Here is a 21,181-nt window from a genome sequence, read left to right on the forward strand (position 1 = left end):
AATTTATGTTCATACAGCCCAGAAAGAGCTGTAACAATAAAAGTTTACCATTGAAGCTTGGCGGACGTAAAGCAATATCACAAACTTTCCCAAAGCATTTACCCAACCTTTTCACCGTGTTTTATACACAAAAAGGGTGCCTTCGCAATAGCTTTCCAGCCTGCGAGACACCCTTTTCTACTGTTTATTTAGTAAACTGCTTTAGGACTTGGCAGATACATTATCCTTTTTGGTTACAGTCAATGTACCGTTCTCCTCATCAATGAAGAGAGAGTCACCTTTAGTAATGTTGCCAGTCAACAATTCCTCGGACAGGCGATCTTCGATATGCTTCTGGATTGCACGACGCAATGGACGCGCACCATACGCTGGATCAAAGCCTTCCTTCGCAAGGAATTTTTTAGCGTTGTCTGTCAACTCGAAGTCAACCTCATACTCATTCAGGCGTTTACGCAGCTCCTCAGACATGAGTGACACAATTTCAGCAATATGTTTTTCTTCGAGAGAATGGAAAACGATAATTTCATCAATCCGGTTCAAGAACTCAGGACGGAAGCTTTTCTTCAGCTCATCCATCACTTTGCCCTTCATATTATCGTAATCCGCTCCAGCGTCCACTACAGCTGTAAAGCCAAGCGTGGAGTTACGTTTAATCGCCTGTGCACCAACATTTGATGTTAGGATGATGAGTGTATTACGGAAATCAACGACACGACCTTTGGAATCTGTCAGACGACCGTCTTCCAGTACTTGCAGAAGAATATTGAATACTTCTGGGTGTGCTTTTTCAATTTCATCCAGCAATACAACAGAGTATGGCTTACGACGTACCTTCTCGGTCAGTTGACCGCCTTCCTCATATCCAACGTACCCTGGAGGCGCTCCTACCAGACGAGACGTGGAGTGTTTCTCCATATATTCGGACATATCAATACGGATGACCGCATTTTCATCTCCAAACATGGATTCAGCCAAGGCGCGTGCCAACTCTGTTTTACCCACCCCAGTTGGACCGAGGAAAATAAAGGACCCAATTGGACGCTTCGGATCTTTCAGTCCGGCACGTGCCCGGCGAATCGCCCGGCTTACTGCCTTAACTGCTTCGTCCTGTCCAATTACCCGCTCATGCAGCAACTCTTCCATATTCAACAAGCGGTGTGTTTCTTCCTCTTTCAGCTTGCTGACTGGAACACCTGTCCAGATTGCAACGACTTGAGCGATATCCTCTGGTGTAACTTCAGAATCTGTACGACCCTGTTGTTCTTTCCATTGGTTTTTGGTCACGTCTAGCTCTTCACGGATTTTTTGCTCTGTATCACGCAGGGCTGCCGCTTTTTCAAACTCCTGACTTTGTACCGCTGAATCCTTTTCCTTCCGGATATCTTCCAGACGGTTTTCCAGCTGTTTCAGGTTTGGCGGTACAGTGTAAGAATTCAGCCTTACTTTGGAGCCCGCTTCATCAATAAGATCAATAGCCTTATCTGGAAGGAAGCGGTCGGTGATATAACGATCTGACAATTTTACGGCCGCTTCAATAGCTTCATCTGTGATCTTTACACGGTGATGCGCTTCGTAACGGTCACGCAGACCATACAAGATTTGAATCGCCTCTTCTGGAGAAGGTTGATCCACTGTAATGGGTTGAAAGCGACGCTCCAAAGCAGCATCTTTCTCAATATATTTGCGGTATTCATCCAGCGTGGTCGCACCGATGCATTGCAGCTCGCCACGTGCCAGAGCAGGTTTCAGGATGTTGGACGCATCAATTGCGCCTTCCGCTCCACCAGCACCAATCAGCGTATGCAGCTCGTCAATGAACAACACGATATTACCCGCTTGACGAATCTCGTCCATAATCTTTTTCAAACGATCCTCGAATTCGCCACGATACTTGGTGCCTGCTACCACAGAGCCCATATCCAGTGTCATTACGCGCTTGTCGCGCAACGTTTCGGGAATCTCATTCGCTATGATTTTTTGAGCCAATCCTTCGGCAATCGCCGTTTTACCTACCCCAGGCTCACCAATCAGAACCGGATTGTTCTTTGTACGGCGGCTGAGCACCTGAATTACGCGTTCAATTTCCTTGCTACGCCCAATAACAGGGTCCAGGTTGTTTTCCTTCGCAGATGCCGTCAGATCGCGTGCCAGACTGTCCAGGGTTGGCGTGCTGACATTAGCTGGAGCACCGTGATGGCTGGAAACAGCCTCGCTGCTGCCGAGCAATTGAAGCACTTGCTGACGCGCTTTGTTCAGACTGATGCCCAGGTTATTCAGTACCCGTGCTGCTACGCCTTCGCCTTCACGAATAAGACCCAGCAAAATATGTTCTGTACCTACATAGGTATGGCCCAGTTTGCGGGCTTCATCCATAGACAGTTCGATGACTTTTTTGGCACGTGGAGTATAGGCAATGTTCGTCGGTTGCTCTTGACCGCGTCCAATCAACGTTTCCACTTCATCCTGGATTTTTTCCAGTCCCAGGCCCAAACCGATTAAGGCTTTCGCTGCTATTCCTTCACCTTCACGAATGAGGCCTAGCAAAATGTGCTCTGTACCAATGTTGTTGTGTCCCAATCGAACTGCTTCTTCCTGAGCCAAAGCAAGCACTTTCTGTGCACGTTCCGTAAATCTTCCAAACATCATATATCCTGCACCTCCACAGTGTGTATTTCAGATCATTTTATATATTAAAGGGTTGTGCCTAATTTTTGCCGGATCAGCTTCGCCCGGTACATATCGCGCTCTTCGGTATTCATTTTATCCCCAAAGCTTTTTTGCAGGAACCCGGGTTGTGTCATCACATTCAGCTCATTCATCGCTGCGGTGGAAGGACGCTCCAAAATTCCCAAATCTACGCCAAGACGTACATCAGACAGCCGCTGTGCAGCCTCCTTGGAATCCAATACTGCTGCATACGACAAAATACCGAATGAACGCATCACCCGATCTGTAATTCGCAGCATAGATTCATTCATTAGCCTTTCTCTGGCAGAACGCTCGTGCTCAATAATTTGTAGCACCACGCCATGTAGATTCTCAATAATCTCCGCTTCGGTTTGTCCCAGTGTAATCTGATTAGACACCTGAAACAAATTTCCGACCGCTTCGCTGCCTTCACCGTAAATGCCGCGAACTGTAAGACCTACCTGTGAAACAGCAGACAATATACGATTGATTTGATGAGTCATGACTAATGCGGGCAAATGCATCATCACCGAAGCTCTCATACCTGTGCCGACATTCGTTGGACAACTGGTTAGAAAACCTCTCCGATCATCAAATGCATAATCAACATGCGCTTCAAATGCATCATCAATAACCATAGCGCGTTCCCAAGCTTCTCTAACCTGACATCCCGGATATAAGCACTGGATACGCAGATGATCCTCTTCGTTTATCATAACACTAACCGATTCATCATCGCTAATTAAGACAGCACCGTTACGAGATTCGTTCGCCAAATTAGGACTAATCAAATGCTTCTCAACCAGCACCTGCTTGTCGATCTCATCCAACTCGGATATTTTCAACGTATGAAAAGTACCAAAACCGCCTAAATCATCATACTGAAGGATATCCGTCAAGCGCTGAAGTGCTTCTTCCGACTGCTGATTGGTAGCAAGCATGGGAAAAGGCAGATGCTGCAAGTTACGCGCAATTCTTACCCGGCTGCTAATGACAATCTCCGAATCCGCAGCATCACCACGCATCCAGTCACTTAGCGGCTTCTCCGTAAACCGAATATTGGGCATTACGCATCCCTCCTACTCTTCACAAACTTTACTCTTCAGTCATTTCTTTTTCAAGCTCTCTGATTTGATCCCTAAGCTCAGCAGCTGATTCAAACTCTTCCTGTACAATATGCTGTTGCATCTCTTTTTTCAAATCGTCAATTTGCCGTTTAACCTTCAGTCGGCCACCAGTGCGAACCGGAACTTTACCAACATGATTCGTACTGCCATGCACACGCTTGAACAGAGGGTCCAGACGATTATCAAAATATTGATAGCACGACGGGCATCCGAAACGTCCCAGCTTACTAAACTGTGCATAGGTCATGCCACAATCCTTGCATTGCAGGTTCTGCGGACCACTGTGGCCTGGAGACTGGCTCTTTGTACTGGAGTCAAAATCCAACATCCCCGACAGCAAGCTATGAATTGAAAAGCCGTTAGGTGTTCCAGGGATCATCTCCCCTTTTTCCTTCGCACACGTCTCACAAATATGAAACTCCGTCTTTTCGCCATTCACAATTTTGGTGAAATGCAAAGTTGCCGGCCGCATATTACATTCTTGGCACAGCATAAAAGCACCTCCTTCAATGTCAGGATTTAATACCCACCTTACATCCAAACATTAGTCTCTATTCACACACTATTTGGTCGCCAGCAACGAGATCAGCATAGCCTTAAGCAATCTTGCTCGCAGTTGATCACGATAGGGAAGCTTCAGTAATAATGTATCTCTCGATAAAGCAGCCTTCATTAGATTAGCTTCCCTTTTGCTTAAAAAATGGGCTTCCTCTAACTGATAAATCAGTCCTTCTGCTGCTGATTGGCTAATTTCCTCCCCGATGCTCTGATGAAGATGTGTATGGATGGCATGCTGTGCAGGGAGCTGAATTCGCTGAATACGAATGTAGCCCCCACCACCGCGTTTACTTTCCACCACATAGCCTTTTTCCAGCGTAAACCGGGTGCTAATTACATAATTAATTTGCGACGGAACGCAGGAAAAGCGGTCAGCCAGATCATTGCGCTGAATCTCCACCAAACCTTGGGGACTTTCCAGCAATATACTCTTCAAATATTGTTCAATAATATCGGAAACATTGCGCATTTCATCATCCTCCACTAACGGAAACGCAAGTATTCAAGTACATTTCACGCTCCACAGAGTCCGCCGTATATTGAACTTAACCAAACGGTAAAGTCACGAATCTAAGCTGTATTTAGGCTATTGCCTGTTCTACATCCATTGAAATGTACCGTCTTGTCTCTAGTGTGGCCTTTATTTGCGATTAATCATACACTTCTCTTATGTTCATAAGAGTCAGCTCCTAACTATACGCAAATCATTTCAATTCTCGTTTGCTTCTTTACTATCGAAATTACTTCATACGGCCAATCCATCAGCATAATACTTCTACAGAATCACACTAGGTTTGATTGACTTTGACTTTCTTTGACTATATTCACATTATAGCACATTATTCATTTTTGCCAAGGGGTCAATACCATTTTTCGCAATCTAATTATGTTTTATACAATACCATAAAAAAACTCTTCCCATTACAGAAAGAGTTTTGAAAATAATGATAACCACACAAGTTATATTCTCTGAAAGATGAGCTTAAAAGATCTAAATAGGCCTTTATCAGAAAAAATCCAATAAAAACGTTTGATTTACTGGTATTACGCGTTTTAGGGCAGACACATACTCACTGCTACCTTCAATACGCCCCCATTTACACAGATCATCAACCTGCTGGTAGCCAAGCATCAGAGTCGTCAGTGACTGAATCCCAAGTTTCAAGTCAACTACTATGGCATTTTTAGATGAAATGCTTTTGTTCACTCTCTCCAGACACCCTTGCCCTTTCGTCGTAATCGTTAATCTCCATACTCCTTCATTCCATGGAGCATACCGATCAGTCAGATTTAAGGTTAAACTTGTTTCCTCTCCAATCTGCTCAAAAGGGAATCTTTCTACAAAAGCAGCTGCATCCACAATACGCCCCATAAAATAAGGCACAGTTTCCTGTTGAATTCGAGGATCATCAAGTAAAAATGGCAAATTGTCATCTGCTGGAACGTAAATAAATTTACCTTGGGTTATCATTGAGTCATGATTTGCAAAATAAGTCCATAAAGCCCGACGAGCCGTCTCATTTTCATATACCAACTCATCACAATTCAACTGTTTATCTTCAATTTTGTATAGTGCATATCCTTGCGGATCGCCTGTTTCTGAGTAATATACCGCAGTTCGATAGTTCTCACTTAAAATCCGCTCTTGCCACCATTCCTTATCTCGTACCAGCGTGCCATTATAACGAGATGCATACGCTTGATACACTTGGTCCAGTTCTGAAATATCCTTGATATCGCGTTTGACTGTACCTTCTGTTTTAAGTTTTGCAGGGAATTTATCAATGGGAATGACGTATTTTTTGTACTCTGTATACGTTTCCCATCCAAATTTACGGTAGAAGGCAAAGGAGAATGGATGCAAAAAAGAAAGGCTTTGTCCCGCAGACTTCATCTCTTCAAGTGCATGCGTCAATAAACGTGATACCATGCCTCCGCGACGCTTTTCTGGCCACGTCGCCACACCAGCAATGCCCCCCATATCAAAAACCTGACCATTTATGTATACCTGAAGCGGTAACAAAGTCAGTTTAGCATTTAAGTCATGTCCGTCGAATATTCCCCATGTTTGTTCTGGTTTGAATTTCTTCTTGGCCTTTTCCAGATCCTCTAGGGACATTGTAAACTGAAAAGCATATTGAGATAATTCAATAGCCGCTTCAAATTCCTCACGCTGTAATTGTCTGATCTCCATATCTTCATCACCTCGCTCGTATACTTGGACATCCATAAAAAAGATTACACACTTAGAGTGTGGCAAACCCCATTCTCTCTGTCAACCTTAGAAGCAGGTGGCCATCTAAAAATGCATAAAAAAGGATGATAATCTCAATGAGATTATCATCCTTTTCACTTTTGCTTGGCGACGTCCTACTCTCCCAGGACCCTGCGGTCCAAGTACCATCGGCGCTGGAGGGCTTAACGGTCGTGTTCGGGATGGGTACGTGTGGAACCCCTCCGCTATCGCCACCAAACATGAATTTGCTATGCAAATTCTTCCGTAAGGTTATTCGGTTCACCACATATCGTGTGAATGAATAGCCATGCGCTTGTCGTATGTCACTTATACATACCTTCAAGGTTACACCCTGAAAACTGGATCCGAAACTCATTTGCGTCTTATCTTAGGATAAGCCCTCGACCGATTAGTATTGGTCAGCTCCATGCATTACTGCACTTCCACCCCCAACCTATCTACCTCGTCGTCTTCAAGGGGTCTTACATACTGGGAAATCTCATCTTGAGGGGGGCTTCACGCTTAGATGCTTTCAGCGCTTATCCCTTCCGTACATAGCTACCCAGCGGTGCTCCTGGCGGAACAACTGGTACACCAGCGGTACGTCCATCCCGGTCCTCTCGTACTAAGGACAGCTCCTCTCAAATTTCCTACGCCCACGACAGATAGGGACCGAACTGTCTCACGACGTTCTGAACCCAGCTCGCGTACCGCTTTAATGGGCGAACAGCCCAACCCTTGGGACCTACTTCAGCCCCAGGATGCGATGAGCCGACATCGAGGTGCCAAACCTCCCCGTCGATGTGGACTCTTGGGGGAGATAAGCCTGTTATCCCCAGGGTAGCTTTTATCCGTTGAGCGATGGCCCTTCCATGCGGTACCACCGGATCACTAAGCCCGACTTTCGTCCCTGCTCGACTTGTAGGTCTCGCAGTCAAGCTCCCTTCTGCCTTTGCACTCTTCGAATGATTTCCAACCATTCTGAGGGAACCTTGGGGCGCCTCCGTTACTCTTTAGGAGGCGACCGCCCCAGTCAAACTGCCCACCTGACACTGTCCTCGCACCGGATTACGGTACCAAGTTAGAACCTAGATACGATCAGGGTGGTATCCCAAGGATGCCTCCCTTCAAGCTGGCGCTCAAAGTTCGACGGCTCCCACCTATCCTGTACAGATCGTACCCAAATTCAATATCAAGCTGCAGTAAAGCTCCATGGGGTCTTTCCGTCTTGTCGCGGGTAACCTGCATCTTCACAGGTATTAAAATTTCACCGGATCTCTCGTTGAGACAGCGCCCAAGTCGTTACGCCATTCGTGCGGGTCAGAATTTACCTGACAAGGAATTTCGCTACCTTAGGACCGTTATAGTTACGGCCGCCGTTTACTGGGGCTTCGGTTCATAGCTTCGCTCTTGCGAGCTTACCACTCCCCTTAACCTTCCAGCACCGGGCAGGCGTCAGCCCGTATACTTCGCCTTGCGGCTTCGCACAGACCTGTGTTTTTGCTAAACAGTCGCTTGGGCCTTTTCACTGCGGCCCCCTCGGGCTATTCACCCTACCGAGGCACCCCTTCTCCCGAAGTTACGGGGTCATTTTGCCGAGTTCCTTAACGAGAGTTCTTCCGCGCGCCTTAGAATTCTCTTCTCGCCTACCTGTGTCGGTTTGCGGTACGGGCACCTTCTCCTGGCTAGAGGCTTTTCTTGGCAGTCTGAGATCATGACCTTCGCTACTATAATTTTCGCTCCCCATCACAGCCCAGCCTTACGATGTGCGGATTTGCCTACACACCAGCCTCACTGCTTAGACGGACATCCATCAGTCCGCGTCACTACCCTACTGCGTCACCCCATTGCTCATAACGGATTACGGTGGTACAGGAATTTCGACCTGTTGTCCTTCGACTACGCCTATCGGCCTCGCCTTAGGTCCCGACTTACCCTGAGCGGACGAACCTTCCTCAGGAACCCTTAGGCTTTCGGCGGATCTGATTCTCACAGATCTTTTCGTTACTCATACCGGCATTCTCACTTGAATGCAGTCCAGCGCTCCTTACGGTACACCTTCAACCCGCATTCAACGCTCCCCTACCCCTGATGCAAGCATCAAGCCATAGCTTCGGTGGTGTGTTTAGCCCCGTTACATTTTCGGCGCAGAGTCACTCGACCAGTGAGCTATTACGCACTCTTTCAATGGTGGCTGCTTCTAAGCCAACATCCTGGTTGTCTGTGCAACTCCACATCCTTTCCCACTTAACACACACTTGGGGACCTTAGCTGATGGTCTGGGCTGTTTCCCTTTCGACAATGGATCTTAGCACTCACTGTCTGACTCCCGGAACTAAATCTATGGCATTCGGAGTTTGACTGAGCTTGGTAACCCTTGCGGGCCCCGCACCCAATCAGTGCTCTACCTCCACGATTCTTCTTTCCGAGGCTAGCCCTAAAGCTATTTCGGGGAGAACCAGCTATCTCCGGGTTCGATTGGAATTTCTCCGCTACCCCCACCTCATCCCCGCATTTTTCAACATGCGTGGGTTCGGGCCTCCAGTGCGTGTTACCGCACCTTCACCCTGGACAGGGGTAGATCACCCGGTTTCGGGTCTACGTCCACGTACTCATTCGCCCTATTCAGACTCGCTTTCGCTGCGGCTTCAGCTCTTCACCTTAACCTTGCACGGGAACGTAACTCGCCGGTTCATTCTACAAAAGGCACGCCATCACCCATAGATCGGGCTCTGACTTCTTGTAAGCACACGGTTTCAGGATCTATTTCACTCCCCTTCCGGGGTGCTTTTCACCTTTCCCTCACGGTACTGCTTCACTATCGGTCGCCAGGGAGTATTTAGCCTTGGCAGATGGTCCTGCCGGATTCATACGGGGTTTCACGTGCCCCGCACTACTCGGGATCCGTCTCGGAGAGAACAAGTTTTGAACTACAGGGCTTTTACCTTCTCTGGCGGGCCTTTCCAGACCTCTTCATCTAACCGGTTCCTTTGTAACTCCATGTGAGACGTCCCACAACCCCAAGGAGCAAGCTCCTTGGTTTGGGCTAATCCGCGTTCGCTCGCCGCTACTGACGGAATCACTATTGTTTTCTCTTCCTCAGGGTACTTAGATGTTTCAGTTCCCCTGGTCTGCCTCTATTCTGCCTATGTATTCAGCAGAAAGTGACTGTCGATGAAGACAGCCGGGTTTCCCCATTCGGACATCCCCGGATCAAAGCTTGCTTACAGCTCCCCGAGGCCTTATCGTTGTTCGCCACGTCCTTCGTCGGCTCCTGGCGCCTAGGCATCCTCCGTGTGCTCTTTGTAGCTTAACCTAGTATTTACATCGTAAATACGATTTGCTTTGAATTTCGGTTCAACACTTACGTGTGAATGAAATTCAAGGCAGCTACCTTTATTTCACTTGTTTACACAAGATCAGCTTAAAGGAATATTCTAAAACGCAATTTCGTTTCGGTATCCAGTTTTCAAGGTGCAAGGCTGTTTGATTATCAATCAATCTCCAAGGAGTTAACGATTCTCATACAGTTTATGATGAAATTGTAATTGGTGGAGCCAAGCGGGATCGAACCGCTGACCTCCTGCGTGCAAGGCAGGCGCTCTCCCAGCTGAGCTATGGCCCCTCACAAGTTCCATCAAAACTGAACAAATGGAATGATGAATTTTGAAGCTTACACTTCATATTTGAATGTTTCCATCGCAGGAAACGATTCTCCATAGAAAGGAGGTGATCCAGCCGCACCTTCCGATACGGCTACCTTGTTACGACTTCACCCCAATCATCTACCCCACCTTCGGCGGCTGGCTCCCTTGCGGGTTACCCCACCGACTTCGGGTGTTGTAAACTCTCGTGGTGTGACGGGCGGTGTGTACAAGACCCGGGAACGTATTCACCGCGGCATGCTGATCCGCGATTACTAGCAATTCCGACTTCATGTAGGCGAGTTGCAGCCTACAATCCGAACTGAGACCGGCTTTTCTAGGATTGGCTCCACCTCGCGATTTCGCTTCCCGTTGTACCGGCCATTGTAGTACGTGTGTAGCCCAGGTCATAAGGGGCATGATGATTTGACGTCATCCCCACCTTCCTCCGGTTTGTCACCGGCAGTCTGCTTAGAGTGCCCAGCTTGACCTGCTGGCAACTAAGCATAAGGGTTGCGCTCGTTGCGGGACTTAACCCAACATCTCACGACACGAGCTGACGACAACCATGCACCACCTGTCTCCTCTGTCCCGAAGGAAAGGTCTATCTCTAGACCGGTCAGAGGGATGTCAAGACCTGGTAAGGTTCTTCGCGTTGCTTCGAATTAAACCACATACTCCACTGCTTGTGCGGGTCCCCGTCAATTCCTTTGAGTTTCAGTCTTGCGACCGTACTCCCCAGGCGGAATGCTTAATGTGTTAACTTCGGCACCAAGGGTATCGAAACCCCTAACACCTAGCATTCATCGTTTACGGCGTGGACTACCAGGGTATCTAATCCTGTTTGCTCCCCACGCTTTCGCGCCTCAGCGTCAGTTACAGCCCAGAGAGTCGCCTTCGCCACTGGTGTTCCTCCACATCTCTACGCATTTCACCGCTACACGTGGAATTCCACTCTCCTCTTCTGCACTCAAGCTCCCCAGTTTCCAGTGCGACCCGAAGTTGAGCCTCGGGATTAAACACCAGACTTAAAGAGCCGCCTGCGCGCGCTTTACGCCCAATAATTCCGGACAACGCTTGCCCCCTACGTATTACCGCGGCTGCTGGCACGTAGTTAGCCGGGGCTTTCTTCTCAGGTACCGTCACTCTTGTAGCAGTTACTCTACAAGACGTTCTTCCCTGGCAACAGAGCTTTACGATCCGAAAACCTTCATCACTCACGCGGCGTTGCTCCGTCAGGCTTTCGCCCATTGCGGAAGATTCCCTACTGCTGCCTCCCGTAGGAGTCTGGGCCGTGTCTCAGTCCCAGTGTGGCCGATCACCCTCTCAGGTCGGCTACGCATCGTCGCCTTGGTAGGCCTTTACCCCACCAACTAGCTAATGCGCCGCAGGCCCATCCACAAGTGACAGATTGCTCCGTCTTTCCTCCCTCTCCCATGCAGGAAAAGGATATATCGGGTATTAGCTACCGTTTCCGGTAGTTATCCCTGTCTTGTGGGCAGGTTGCCTACGTGTTACTCACCCGTCCGCCGCTAGGTTATTTAGAAGCAAGCTTCTAAATAACCCCGCTCGACTTGCATGTATTAGGCACGCCGCCAGCGTTCGTCCTGAGCCAGGATCAAACTCTCCATTAAAGACCAACCGAAGCTGGTTTATAGAAAGAGCGATAAGCTCATTTTTAATGCTAGCGATTCTTCTTTATAAAAGAAGAAATCTTTGTTTCATCATCCATTTGTTCAGTTTTCAAAGAACTTATCTGCTCTCGTTCGTTCAACGAGCGAGGAATTAGATCATATCATGTTAGTTACTTTCTTGTCAAATCTTTTTTTCGATTATCTTTTCAGCAACCTCGCTTCAAGAAATGATACTCTCAAAGCAACGTCTAATAATATATCATGCCTAAAGTTATTTAGCAAGCATTTATTTATATCTATTTTATTTCCTACTATACAACAGATAATAAGGCAGCCACCCCGCCCCAGAGCGGAATGACTGCACTCATTGCAAAACTATTATTCTTGTTCCAGCAGTCTGATAAATTCATCCTCATCTTCTATGGTGTCAATTCCGAGCTGTTGGGCCTTAGCCAGCTTACTCCCAGCCTTTTCACCAGCTATGACTAGATCCGTCTTTTTCGATACAGACCCCGCAACTTTGGCTCCCAGTGCCTCCAGCTTGGATGCAGCTTCGTCACGCGTAAGCTGATGCAGGGTACCTGTAAGCACGACCGTTTTGCCGCTGAAAAAGCTGTCTGTCTTCTTCTCCTGCGGAGCTTCAGGGGCCTGAGCTTTCACCCCTAGAGACAGCATCTTTTCAATTCCCGCCTGAGTAAATGGATCTGCAAAGAAAGCAACAATGCTTTCGGCTACAATCCCGCCCACATCCGGTAGTTCTATCAGTTCTTCCTCCGTAGCGGACATCGTCTTGTGCAAATCACGGTAGTGTTCAGCCAACATGCGTGTTGTTGCTTTACCGGTATTCGGTATACCCAGAGCATAAAGGAAAGAAGCCAAATCTCTCTCTTTACTCTTTTCAAGTGCCGCCAAGAGGTTACTGGCCTTTTTCTCACCAAACCGCTCCAGCTTCACAAGATCATCATATTGGAGTGTATACAAATCCGCAGGCTCGCGCACTTCCAGTTCGTCATGCAGCTGTATGGCCGTTTTGTCACTGAATGTCTCAATATCCATAGCATCACGTGAAGCAAAATGGGAAATACGAGCTACAATTTGTGGTTTACACCCCAGCTTATTGTCGCAAAACAAATGGGCACCTCGCTGCTGTAACGGAAACCCGCAGGCTGGACAATGATCTGGTACGACGATTTCCTCCCCGTCGTTCTCAGACGTTACCTTTCCTAATATCTCCGGAATGACATCGTTTGAGCGACGGATAAACACACGTGCACCCAAAGCAAACTTCAGGTTTTTGCGCTCGATGTCACCAGCATTGTTCAGTGTACAATTTTGTACAGTGACTCCCGCCAGCTCTACCGGCTCTACCCTTGCGAGTGGGGTGATTTTACCGGTTCGTCCTACATTCCACTCAACCGAGTTAAGCACCGTTGTCGTTTCCTCGGCTTCGAACTTATATGCCACCGCCCAGCGCGGGAATTTATCGGTATACCCGAGAGCCTCACGTGTGCGCATATCTGTAATTTTCAATACTGCACCATCAATGAGGTAATCCAATCCGGCACGAGATTTTTCAATCTCAATCAGTTGCTCCATTACATCTTCAAAATTATCAAAGTAAGTCAGGTAAGGGTTTACCTTAAAATGATTTTCACGCAGGAAAGTCATCATTTCCTGGTGGCTGTTAAACTGGATACGGTCTGCATATCCCACATTGTAGAAAAATGCATTCAAGCGCCGCTCTGCTGTCACTTTGGGATTCAAGTTGCGCAAAGCACCAGCTGCGGCGTTGCGTGCATTTTTAAGAGGGTCCACGGCAGTCTCATTATATTTGGACAATACAGAGAGATTCATGATCCCTTCTCCCTGTACTTCAATGGTTCCATTTCGAAAAGGAATTGTAAGTGGCACAGATTTAATGGTCTTCACCTGTGCCAGTATTCCCTCACCCACTACGCCATTACCGCGGGTAGAAGCCTGTACAAGCTGTCCATCTGTATACGTCAGGTTCAGCGTCAGTCCATCGAATTTAAGTTCTATCGCATAGCCTGGAGATGGCAAAGGTTTCTCCGGGTTCTTGGTATTGTAATCATTAACCAGTTTCACAACACGCGCGTTCCATGCACGCAGCTGTTCCATATTCTGAGCTTTATCAAGGCTCCATAATGGGGCAAGGTGGCGATGCGGTGTGAAACCTTTGAGTAACTCCCCACCCACACGCTGTGTCGGCGAATCCGGCAGCACAAGACCGCTCGTCTGTTCGAGCGCTACCAGCTCGTCATAAAGCACATCATATTCTTTGTCGCTGATCTTGGGTTCATCCAGTGTGTAGTAATGATAGTTATATGTGTTCAGTTCAGCAACAAGCTGCTCCATTCTGTGCATTGGGTTCATGCAGGCGTATCCCTCCGGGAACTTCATCAGGGCAGAGGCCTAAGCCAAACTGCCACTCATGAGGTTCGAGATTTAATGATGTTTGAGATTTATTCTACTTTTGTAATAGGTGCAAAGCCAGCCAGCAGTCGTTTAACCCCTACCGGAGCCGGGAAAGCAATTTGAAGTTCCATATCATTGCCAGTCCCTTTTACAGCTACAATGGTTCCAATTCCCCATTTGCCATGCTGCACCTTGTCTCCAGCAGCAAAAATGGAGGGGCCTCCTGCCGAAGCAGCCGGAGTCGGTTTCGCGGATGAAGATGTCGTTACGGTTACGCGGGGTGACGCGGAAGCGGACGAACCACTGCGGCTCATCGTATCAAACGAGCGTTCTCCACCAAAGTTGCTGCCACTACCTTTATTCAGTCCGCGCCCACCATAAGATCCGCCTACATTGCCTGAACGGCGGTAGCGGTCACGTTTGATGATCGTATCCTCTTTTAACTCGTCTGGAATCTCTTCGAGAAAGCGGGAAGGCGGGTTAGCCGTGGTGCGTCCAAACAAAGTGCGCATCTGTGCACATGTAAGGAACAGTTGCTCCTCTGCACGGGTTATGCCGACATACGCCAATCTGCGCTCTTCTTCCAGTTCTTCGTTATCCAGAAAGGCACGACTATGAGGGAACACTCCCTCCTCCATACCGACAATAAATACAATGGGAAACTCCAGACCTTTGGCGCTATGCATGGTCATCAATACAACCGCATCGCTTTGCTCTTCTTCGTCGTCATTCATGGAATCAATATCAGCAATCAGCGCAAGGTCGGTCAGGAAGGAGACGAGTGACTTGTCTTCCGCACCTTTTTCAAATTCCATGGTTACCGACAGGAACTCATCAATATTCTCCAAACGCGAGCGTGACTCGAGTGTATTCTCGTTTTGCAGTTCCAATCGATATTGGGTGGTTTCCAGCATTTTTTCTGTTAACTCGGTAACCGACAGGTAGTCTACCATACGACTTAAACCTTCGATCATATCGTAAAACTCTACCAACGCATTGCGCGTACGTCCTGCAAAGCCCAAATCATCTACCACTTGAAGGACACGGAAAATCGAAACTCCACGTTCCGCTGCAGCTGCCTGCAATTTGCCGACAGTTGTGTCTCCGATGCTTCGTTTTGGCACATTAATGATTCGGATCAAACTGATGTCGTCGTCAGGATTGGAGAGCAGGCGAAGATACGCCAGCAAATCCTTAATTTCCTTCCGATCATAGAACTTAATACCGCCCACGATCTGATAAGGAATATCTGATTTAATCAGAATTTCCTCGACAACCCGAGACTGAGCATTCGTACGGTACAAAATGGCATGATGGCTATAGGTTTTGCCCGCTTTAATATTCTTATGAATTTCTGAGGCGATAAAGTAGCCCTCATCATGTTCAGAATCAGCACGGTAAACCTTAATCTTCGCGCCGCCTTCTTTGTCAGTCCATAGTTTTTTCGGCTTGCGGCCTGTATTTTGACCAATGACTTCATTGGCAGCATTGAGAATATTCGAGGTGGACCGGTAGTTCTGCTCCAGCAAAATGGTACGCGCTTCCGGGTAGTCCTCTTCAAAATTCAAAATGTTGCTAATGTCGGCACCTCGCCACCGATAGATGGATTGGTCACTGTCACCTACTACGCAAATCCGGTGATGCTTGTCGGCCAGCATTTTGCACAGCATGTACTGCGCACGGTTTGTATCCTGATATTCATCAACATGAATGTATTGAAATTTCTTCTGGTAGAAGTCCAGTACCTCAGGTACTTCTTTAAACAGCTGAATCGTTGCCATGATCAAATCATCAAAATCAAGAGAGTTGTTGTTTTTGAGCCGCTGTTGGTACTTGGTATATACCTTCGCCACAATCCCTTCAAAATAGTCGCCAATCTTGCGCTCATACATTTCGGGAGTGACCAGTTCATTTTTTGCCGTACTCATCATAGACTGAACCGCTTTGGGTTCAAATTTTTTGGTGTCTATATTCAGATCCTTCATGCAGCTCCGAATGACAGACAATTGATCCGTAGAATCCAAAATGCTGAAATTCGAGGTAAATCCAATCCGCTCGATATCCCGACGTAAAATACGCACACACATCGAGTGGAAGGTGGATACCCACACATCTCTTCCCTGTGGGCCAATCAGCTTGGATACGCGATCCTGCATCTCACGCGCGGCCTTGTTCGTAAAGGTAATCGCCAAAATGCCCCATGGAGCCGTCTTGCGGGTTGCGATGAGGTAGGCTATTCGGTGCGTGAGCACCCGTGTTTTACCACTGCCTGCGCCAGCCATAATCAGCAGCGGACCATCTACCGCCTCCACAGCCTGACGCTGAGGCGGATTAAGGCGAGCTACCGCCTCGTGTATATCTATTGATTGCATGCGTGCATGCTCCTTTCCCTGAGCTTCCATAAAATCACGTTCTATACTTCCAATTTCACAGCTATCGTCTCCAGCGCTTTCGCCAAGTCACGATAAATGATGTTTCCTACTACAATGGTGTCACAAACGGCAGCCGCTTGTAACGCGGTAGATTTATCCACGATTCCTCCCCCGTATAGGACACGAGAGTGCTCTGTACTGCGATGTATTTTTTGCACCAGCTCCATATCCCCAAAAGCACCGCTATATTCCACATATACAATCGGCAGATGCATGAGCTTGTCAGCAATCTGTGCATATGAGGTGGCAGATGAAGTATCCAGCGAAGTATCTGCTCCGGTAAGCTTAGCGACTGTAGAATCACCGTTCAAAACAATATATCCTTCCGTCACAAGCAAATCCCAAGGGATCATATAACCAAACTGTTCAATCGCACGTTGGTGCTGTCCTAGAATCCAATTACTGTCAGCGGTATTCAGTACCATAGGAATCATATATAGATCAAACCCTGGTACTACAGCTTCCAGATCGGACACCTCAAGCACACACGGCACCTCATAACGTCGAACCCTCGACAGCAAATCCACCGTATTTTCGTAGGTAATACCTGATGAACCTCCTACCATAATCGCATCCGTACCAGACATACACACGGCGTCAAGTGCCTCATCATCCAGTTCCTTTTCAGGATCAAGCTTAAACACATGCCTCCATGATTGAATTGAATCTGCCAACACACATTCCTCCAGCATCCATTGCTTTTGTCATGATCCAGTCGAACCGAATTCCAATATCCAAAAGCGTTCTATGCTAAGTCTATGACAGTGCTTAAAAGGTGTCAATGTTCGTATCAAATGGGAACACCCCGTTCAGACAGCTTAGGGGCGTAGCGCATACAACCAACTACGTTTACTAAGTTCTTTTTCCGTTAAAATATCTGTATAGAAACCTTGCACACCCATCTGTTCATACTCAGCCGCATCCTTCAACTCATTAATGGTATTTACGTAGCATACCGCTCCTGCCTGACGCAAACTTTCCACTAAAGCACCACTCACCCGATTCTCTGGTAAAGTTACTGCCGTTATATCATTTTGTTGTACAAATCGAATGATCTGGTCGTCCTTATCTTCTGTGGCATAGAGCGTATAAATAATGGATGGGTAAGGATAAATACTTCGTAACGTTCGCAACATTTCTTCATTATAAATTTGAGGAACAATACGGGACAAAAGCTCGGGATTTTTCTCCTGTGCCTGACGGGTCAGTTGCGCAAACAACTGTTTGATTTGGGCAGGGTCCTGTTCTTTCGTATCGGTCACAATATAAGCATCCGGGTATGTTTCCAATAAATCCAATACATCCTTCCAATCTACTGGGGTATAGGAACCGTGTATGGGGGTGTTCTTGAATTGATGATAGCTCCAAGGTTTTCCGCCCTGTTCCGTAGCAACTGCATGTTCCTGTTGCATTTGCACTGTAAAAGATTCTGTCCATTCATGGCGCGCCACCAATTGTCCATCCGATGTAAACATCAGGTCGACCTCGAATACGCGGCTGCCTTTTTTATAATTTTCCACAAACGCTTCACGCGCATTAGTATAGGCCAAACCATCAACGGCTCCCATGGCATGCGAAATCACACGGTGCATGGTAAAGCCAGTATGTTCTTCTGTAGATTTTCCTTTGTATGCCAGTAAAAATGTGCCGATTAACATTAAAAGAATAACCGAAACAATCAATCGTTTCATGGGGTGTCACATCCTTTTCGTACAGGTCAATACCCCACATACGCATGCTCAAAACAACTGCCAGACGCAAAAACACCCTCCGGCTAAACCGAAGGGTGCTTTTGTATTAATATGCGTTCTTGAAACCGTTGCGAATCGTGCGGAAAATAATTTTAATATCGAATAAGAGCGACCAGTTCTCAATATAGAAGATGTCATGCTTAATCCGTTCCTCAATAGATGTATCTCCACGCAACCCGTTGCTCTGTGCCCAGCCTGTGATTCCAGGACGAACATGATGCTTCACCATGTATTTTGGAATTTCCTCACGGAACTGATCCACATAATAGGGGCGTTCTGGGCGTGGACCAACGACACTCATATCACCCAGCAGAACGTTGAAAAATTGAGGCAGCTCGTCGAGACTCGTTTTACGAATAAAAGTACCAAAACGTGTGCGTCTTGGGTCATTAGCAGTCGTCCAGCCCGTATCTTCAGTTCCAGGAGGCAGCACCTTCATCGAACGAAATTTGTACATTCGGAAGGTGCGACGGTTCAAGCCTACCCGCTCCTGCTTAAAAATGATTGGCCCTCTGGATGTAATCATCACACCAATCGCTACTGCTAGCATGATCGGAGAGGTCAGGAGAATCGCGAATAAAGAGAATAAAATATCGAATAGGCGCTTAAACAATCGATTCCCCGCTACATCCAGTGGAATATCCCGCACATTGATCATCGGCATACCTGCAAAGTTATCAAAGTACGGGCGAGCCGGCAAATAATCGAAAAAGTCGGGGATTATAAGCGTGCGCACTCCAGCCTTTTCACACATGTTGATAATCTTGGGGTACTTATCATGAGCATCCAGCGGCAGCGCCAGAATGACCTCGTCAATCATCAGACGCGACAGCGTAGCCTCCAATTGATCTAAGCCTCCAAGAATCGGGCGGAAATGCGCCTCTTCCTCTTCACTCCAATGCCGCTTATCATCCAGAAAACCCACTACCTCGTATCCCAGATCAGGATACTGTCCAAGGTTATGATAAAATCGCTGGCCTAGAGTACCCGCCCCAAGAATAAGCATGAATTGTTTGTTGTACCCTTTTTGACGGAGAGCTTTAAGAACTTGCTTCAAGAAAAATCGATAAAACAAAATAAGCAGCACGTTTCCAACCATATAGATTGCCAGATAGGACCGCGAGATATCAATTTGTTTCACGAAGAACATCACACTCAACAGCACGAACAGTCCAACGATATGAATCTGGGTGACGCGAAATACATCATCTGCAAATCGTTTTTTGCGTTTGGGCGAATAGAGCGAAAATAACATCCCCAGCACTACGGCAATCAGGCCGTAGATTAAGCTCCAGCCTCCATATACTTGAATAGGAAGCGGTTCTGTATAGGTGATCCATTCACTTTCAAATTTGAAAAACCAAGCGATCAGAAAGGACAACTGAATGACCGCGAAATCCGCCACAATATATAATTGGGTTAAAAAACGCTGATTTCTGCGTATCATGCTTTCACCTCAGTATGAGATTGTTCCCCGCCGTCCGGCTTGACCGGTGCGGACAACTTATTTTTCAGGAAAGCCATTCCAAATTTCACGGCAATCCCCGCATATACAGCCATATTGGTGATCCAACTGTATTGCTGTTTATAATGCTTACGATGAAATACCCACATAGCTCTATGAAACTCATAAATAATTTTCAAAGGACGGCGGCGAGCGCTGCCCCCTTTGATATGAATAATATATGTGCGCGGGTAGTAGTAAATGCCCCACCCGGCTTGCTTAATCCGGTAGCACCAGTCAATATCCTCACCATACATAAAAAAGGTTTCGTCCAACCCCCCGACCTGGTCAATCGTCTCCCGGCGTACTAGCATAAAAGCACCTACCAGTACATCTACTGGATACTCATCATCCGGGCTTAGATGCCCAAGCTGATATTGATTGTACTTCGGGCTATCCGGGTAACGCTTCGACCAGCCGAAAGCGTAGTAAAAAGAAGCTGACGGCGTTGGAAATCCACGCTTGCATGCCTTATCCAGCGAACCATCCGGCAGGATGACCTTACAGCCCGATGCTCCCATCTCCGGATGCGTATCCATAAACGGAATCATCGTATCCAGTGTGTCCGGCTGCACCAGCGTATCGGAATTCAATAGCAATATATAACGTCCGCCGGCTACTTCCATTCCCTGATTGTTTGCCTTGGCAAAACCTGTATTATCCTCATTGGCTATCAACATAATCTCCGGGTATGCAGCACGAATAGCCTCAACAGATCCGTCACTGGAGTGATTATCAATAACAATCACTTCATATCGGTATTGCGTCTCGGACGCATACACCGACTGCAAACAATCCAGCGTCAATTGACACGTATTATAGTTGACGACCAGTATGCTTACATCCATATTTAAAACGCTCCTGACAAATTCAGTAATCTATTCTACTATCGCCTATTATAGCATACCGCGCAGACCACGGGGCGCAAAAAAGCACATAACTTGTAACCTTACATAGTTTAGAAGGATTATGCAAAATTCGATTCCTGTCACTCCAAAGCGCAAATATAGACAAACGAAATCATTTCGATCTATATATTGTTCATTGGAAGTCGTTTATTAGATTTTTGTAAAATCCTCGGTTGAGGTCTAAAATTCATCGTGGTAAGATATACATGGAAAAAGGGCTGGTGCCAGCCAGCCCCTGCGCAACCAACGCTCCAAGAGCGGAC

At 47.1% G+C, this 21,181-nt stretch carries 11 protein-coding genes, 1 tRNA gene and 3 rRNA genes; all 15 read right to left on the reverse strand.

All coding sequences use genetic code 11. The annotated features are described in order from the left end of the window. Positions 1 to 201 precede the first annotated feature (201 nt). Positions 202 to 2,646 carry an ATP-dependent protease ATP-binding subunit ClpC gene (gene clpC / locus MHH57_RS22390; protein WP_340933292.1) on the reverse strand — a complete coding sequence of 815 codons (2,445 nt, stop codon included), beginning with the start codon at positions 2,644 to 2,646 and terminating at the stop codon, positions 202 to 204. A gap of 44 nt (positions 2,647 to 2,690) precedes the next feature. Next, positions 2,691 to 3,755, reverse strand: a complete 1,065-nt coding sequence (locus tag MHH57_RS22395) for a protein arginine kinase (RefSeq protein ID WP_023990573.1) — start codon at positions 3,753 to 3,755, stop codon at positions 2,691 to 2,693. Between the two features lie 28 nt (positions 3,756 to 3,783). Beyond that, complete coding sequence (locus MHH57_RS22400) at positions 3,784 to 4,308, reverse strand: UvrB/UvrC motif-containing protein (RefSeq protein WP_029514506.1); 525 nt, start codon at positions 4,306 to 4,308, stop codon at positions 3,784 to 3,786. A gap of 69 nt (positions 4,309 to 4,377) precedes the next feature. Continuing rightward, positions 4,378 to 4,842, reverse strand: a complete 465-nt coding sequence (locus MHH57_RS22405) for a CtsR family transcriptional regulator (RefSeq protein ID WP_013312188.1) — start codon at positions 4,840 to 4,842, stop codon at positions 4,378 to 4,380. A gap of 537 nt (positions 4,843 to 5,379) precedes the next feature. Further along, positions 5,380 to 6,567, reverse strand: coding sequence for a GNAT family N-acetyltransferase (locus tag MHH57_RS22410; RefSeq protein WP_029514507.1), 1,188 nt, complete (start codon positions 6,565 to 6,567; stop codon positions 5,380 to 5,382). Positions 6,568 to 6,730: 163 nt separating this feature from the next. Next, positions 6,731 to 6,847: ribosomal RNA gene (gene rrf, locus MHH57_RS22415) — 5S ribosomal RNA — on the reverse strand. 151 nt (positions 6,848 to 6,998) lie between these two features. Beyond that, positions 6,999 to 9,925 (reverse strand): 23S ribosomal RNA (locus MHH57_RS22420). 233 nt (positions 9,926 to 10,158) lie between these two features. Then, a tRNA-Ala gene (locus tag MHH57_RS22425) sits at positions 10,159 to 10,234 on the reverse strand. 97 nt (positions 10,235 to 10,331) lie between these two features. Further along, a 16S ribosomal RNA gene (locus MHH57_RS22430) occupies positions 10,332 to 11,887 on the reverse strand. The 16S, 23S and 5S rRNA genes sit together here with 1 tRNA gene alongside, the layout of an rRNA operon. Positions 11,888 to 12,265: 378 nt before the next feature. After that, complete coding sequence (ligA, locus tag MHH57_RS22435) at positions 12,266 to 14,281, reverse strand: NAD-dependent DNA ligase LigA (protein WP_342434525.1); 2,016 nt, start codon at positions 14,279 to 14,281, stop codon at positions 12,266 to 12,268. Positions 14,282 to 14,370: 89 nt separating this feature from the next. Further along, positions 14,371 to 16,695, reverse strand: coding sequence for a DNA helicase PcrA (gene pcrA, locus MHH57_RS22440; protein WP_029514509.1), 2,325 nt, complete (start codon positions 16,693 to 16,695; stop codon positions 14,371 to 14,373). Positions 16,696 to 16,736: 41 nt separating this feature from the next. After that, positions 16,737 to 17,447, reverse strand: a complete 711-nt coding sequence (locus MHH57_RS22445; RefSeq protein ID WP_069010718.1) for a heptaprenylglyceryl phosphate synthase — start codon at positions 17,445 to 17,447, stop codon at positions 16,737 to 16,739. Positions 17,448 to 17,573: 126 nt separating this feature from the next. Continuing rightward, complete coding sequence (locus MHH57_RS22450; protein WP_342434526.1) at positions 17,574 to 18,446, reverse strand: phosphatidylinositol-specific phospholipase C/glycerophosphodiester phosphodiesterase family protein; 873 nt, start codon at positions 18,444 to 18,446, stop codon at positions 17,574 to 17,576. A gap of 106 nt (positions 18,447 to 18,552) precedes the next feature. Next, positions 18,553 to 19,953 (reverse strand): undecaprenyl-phosphate glucose phosphotransferase, encoded by a 1,401-nt coding sequence (locus MHH57_RS22455; RefSeq protein WP_039271378.1) that lies wholly within the window; start codon positions 19,951 to 19,953, stop codon positions 18,553 to 18,555. After that, positions 19,950 to 20,858, reverse strand: a complete 909-nt coding sequence (locus MHH57_RS22460; RefSeq protein ID WP_029514513.1) for a glycosyltransferase family 2 protein — start codon at positions 20,856 to 20,858, stop codon at positions 19,950 to 19,952. The genes MHH57_RS22455 and MHH57_RS22460 overlap by 4 nt, the downstream gene beginning before the upstream one ends. Between the last annotated feature and the right edge of the window lie 323 nt (positions 20,859 to 21,181).

Origin of the sequence: Paenibacillus sp. FSL H7-0442, assembly GCF_038593105.1 — a bacterium.
Taxonomy (GTDB): domain Bacteria; phylum Bacillota; class Bacilli; order Paenibacillales; family Paenibacillaceae; genus Paenibacillus; species Paenibacillus polymyxa_D.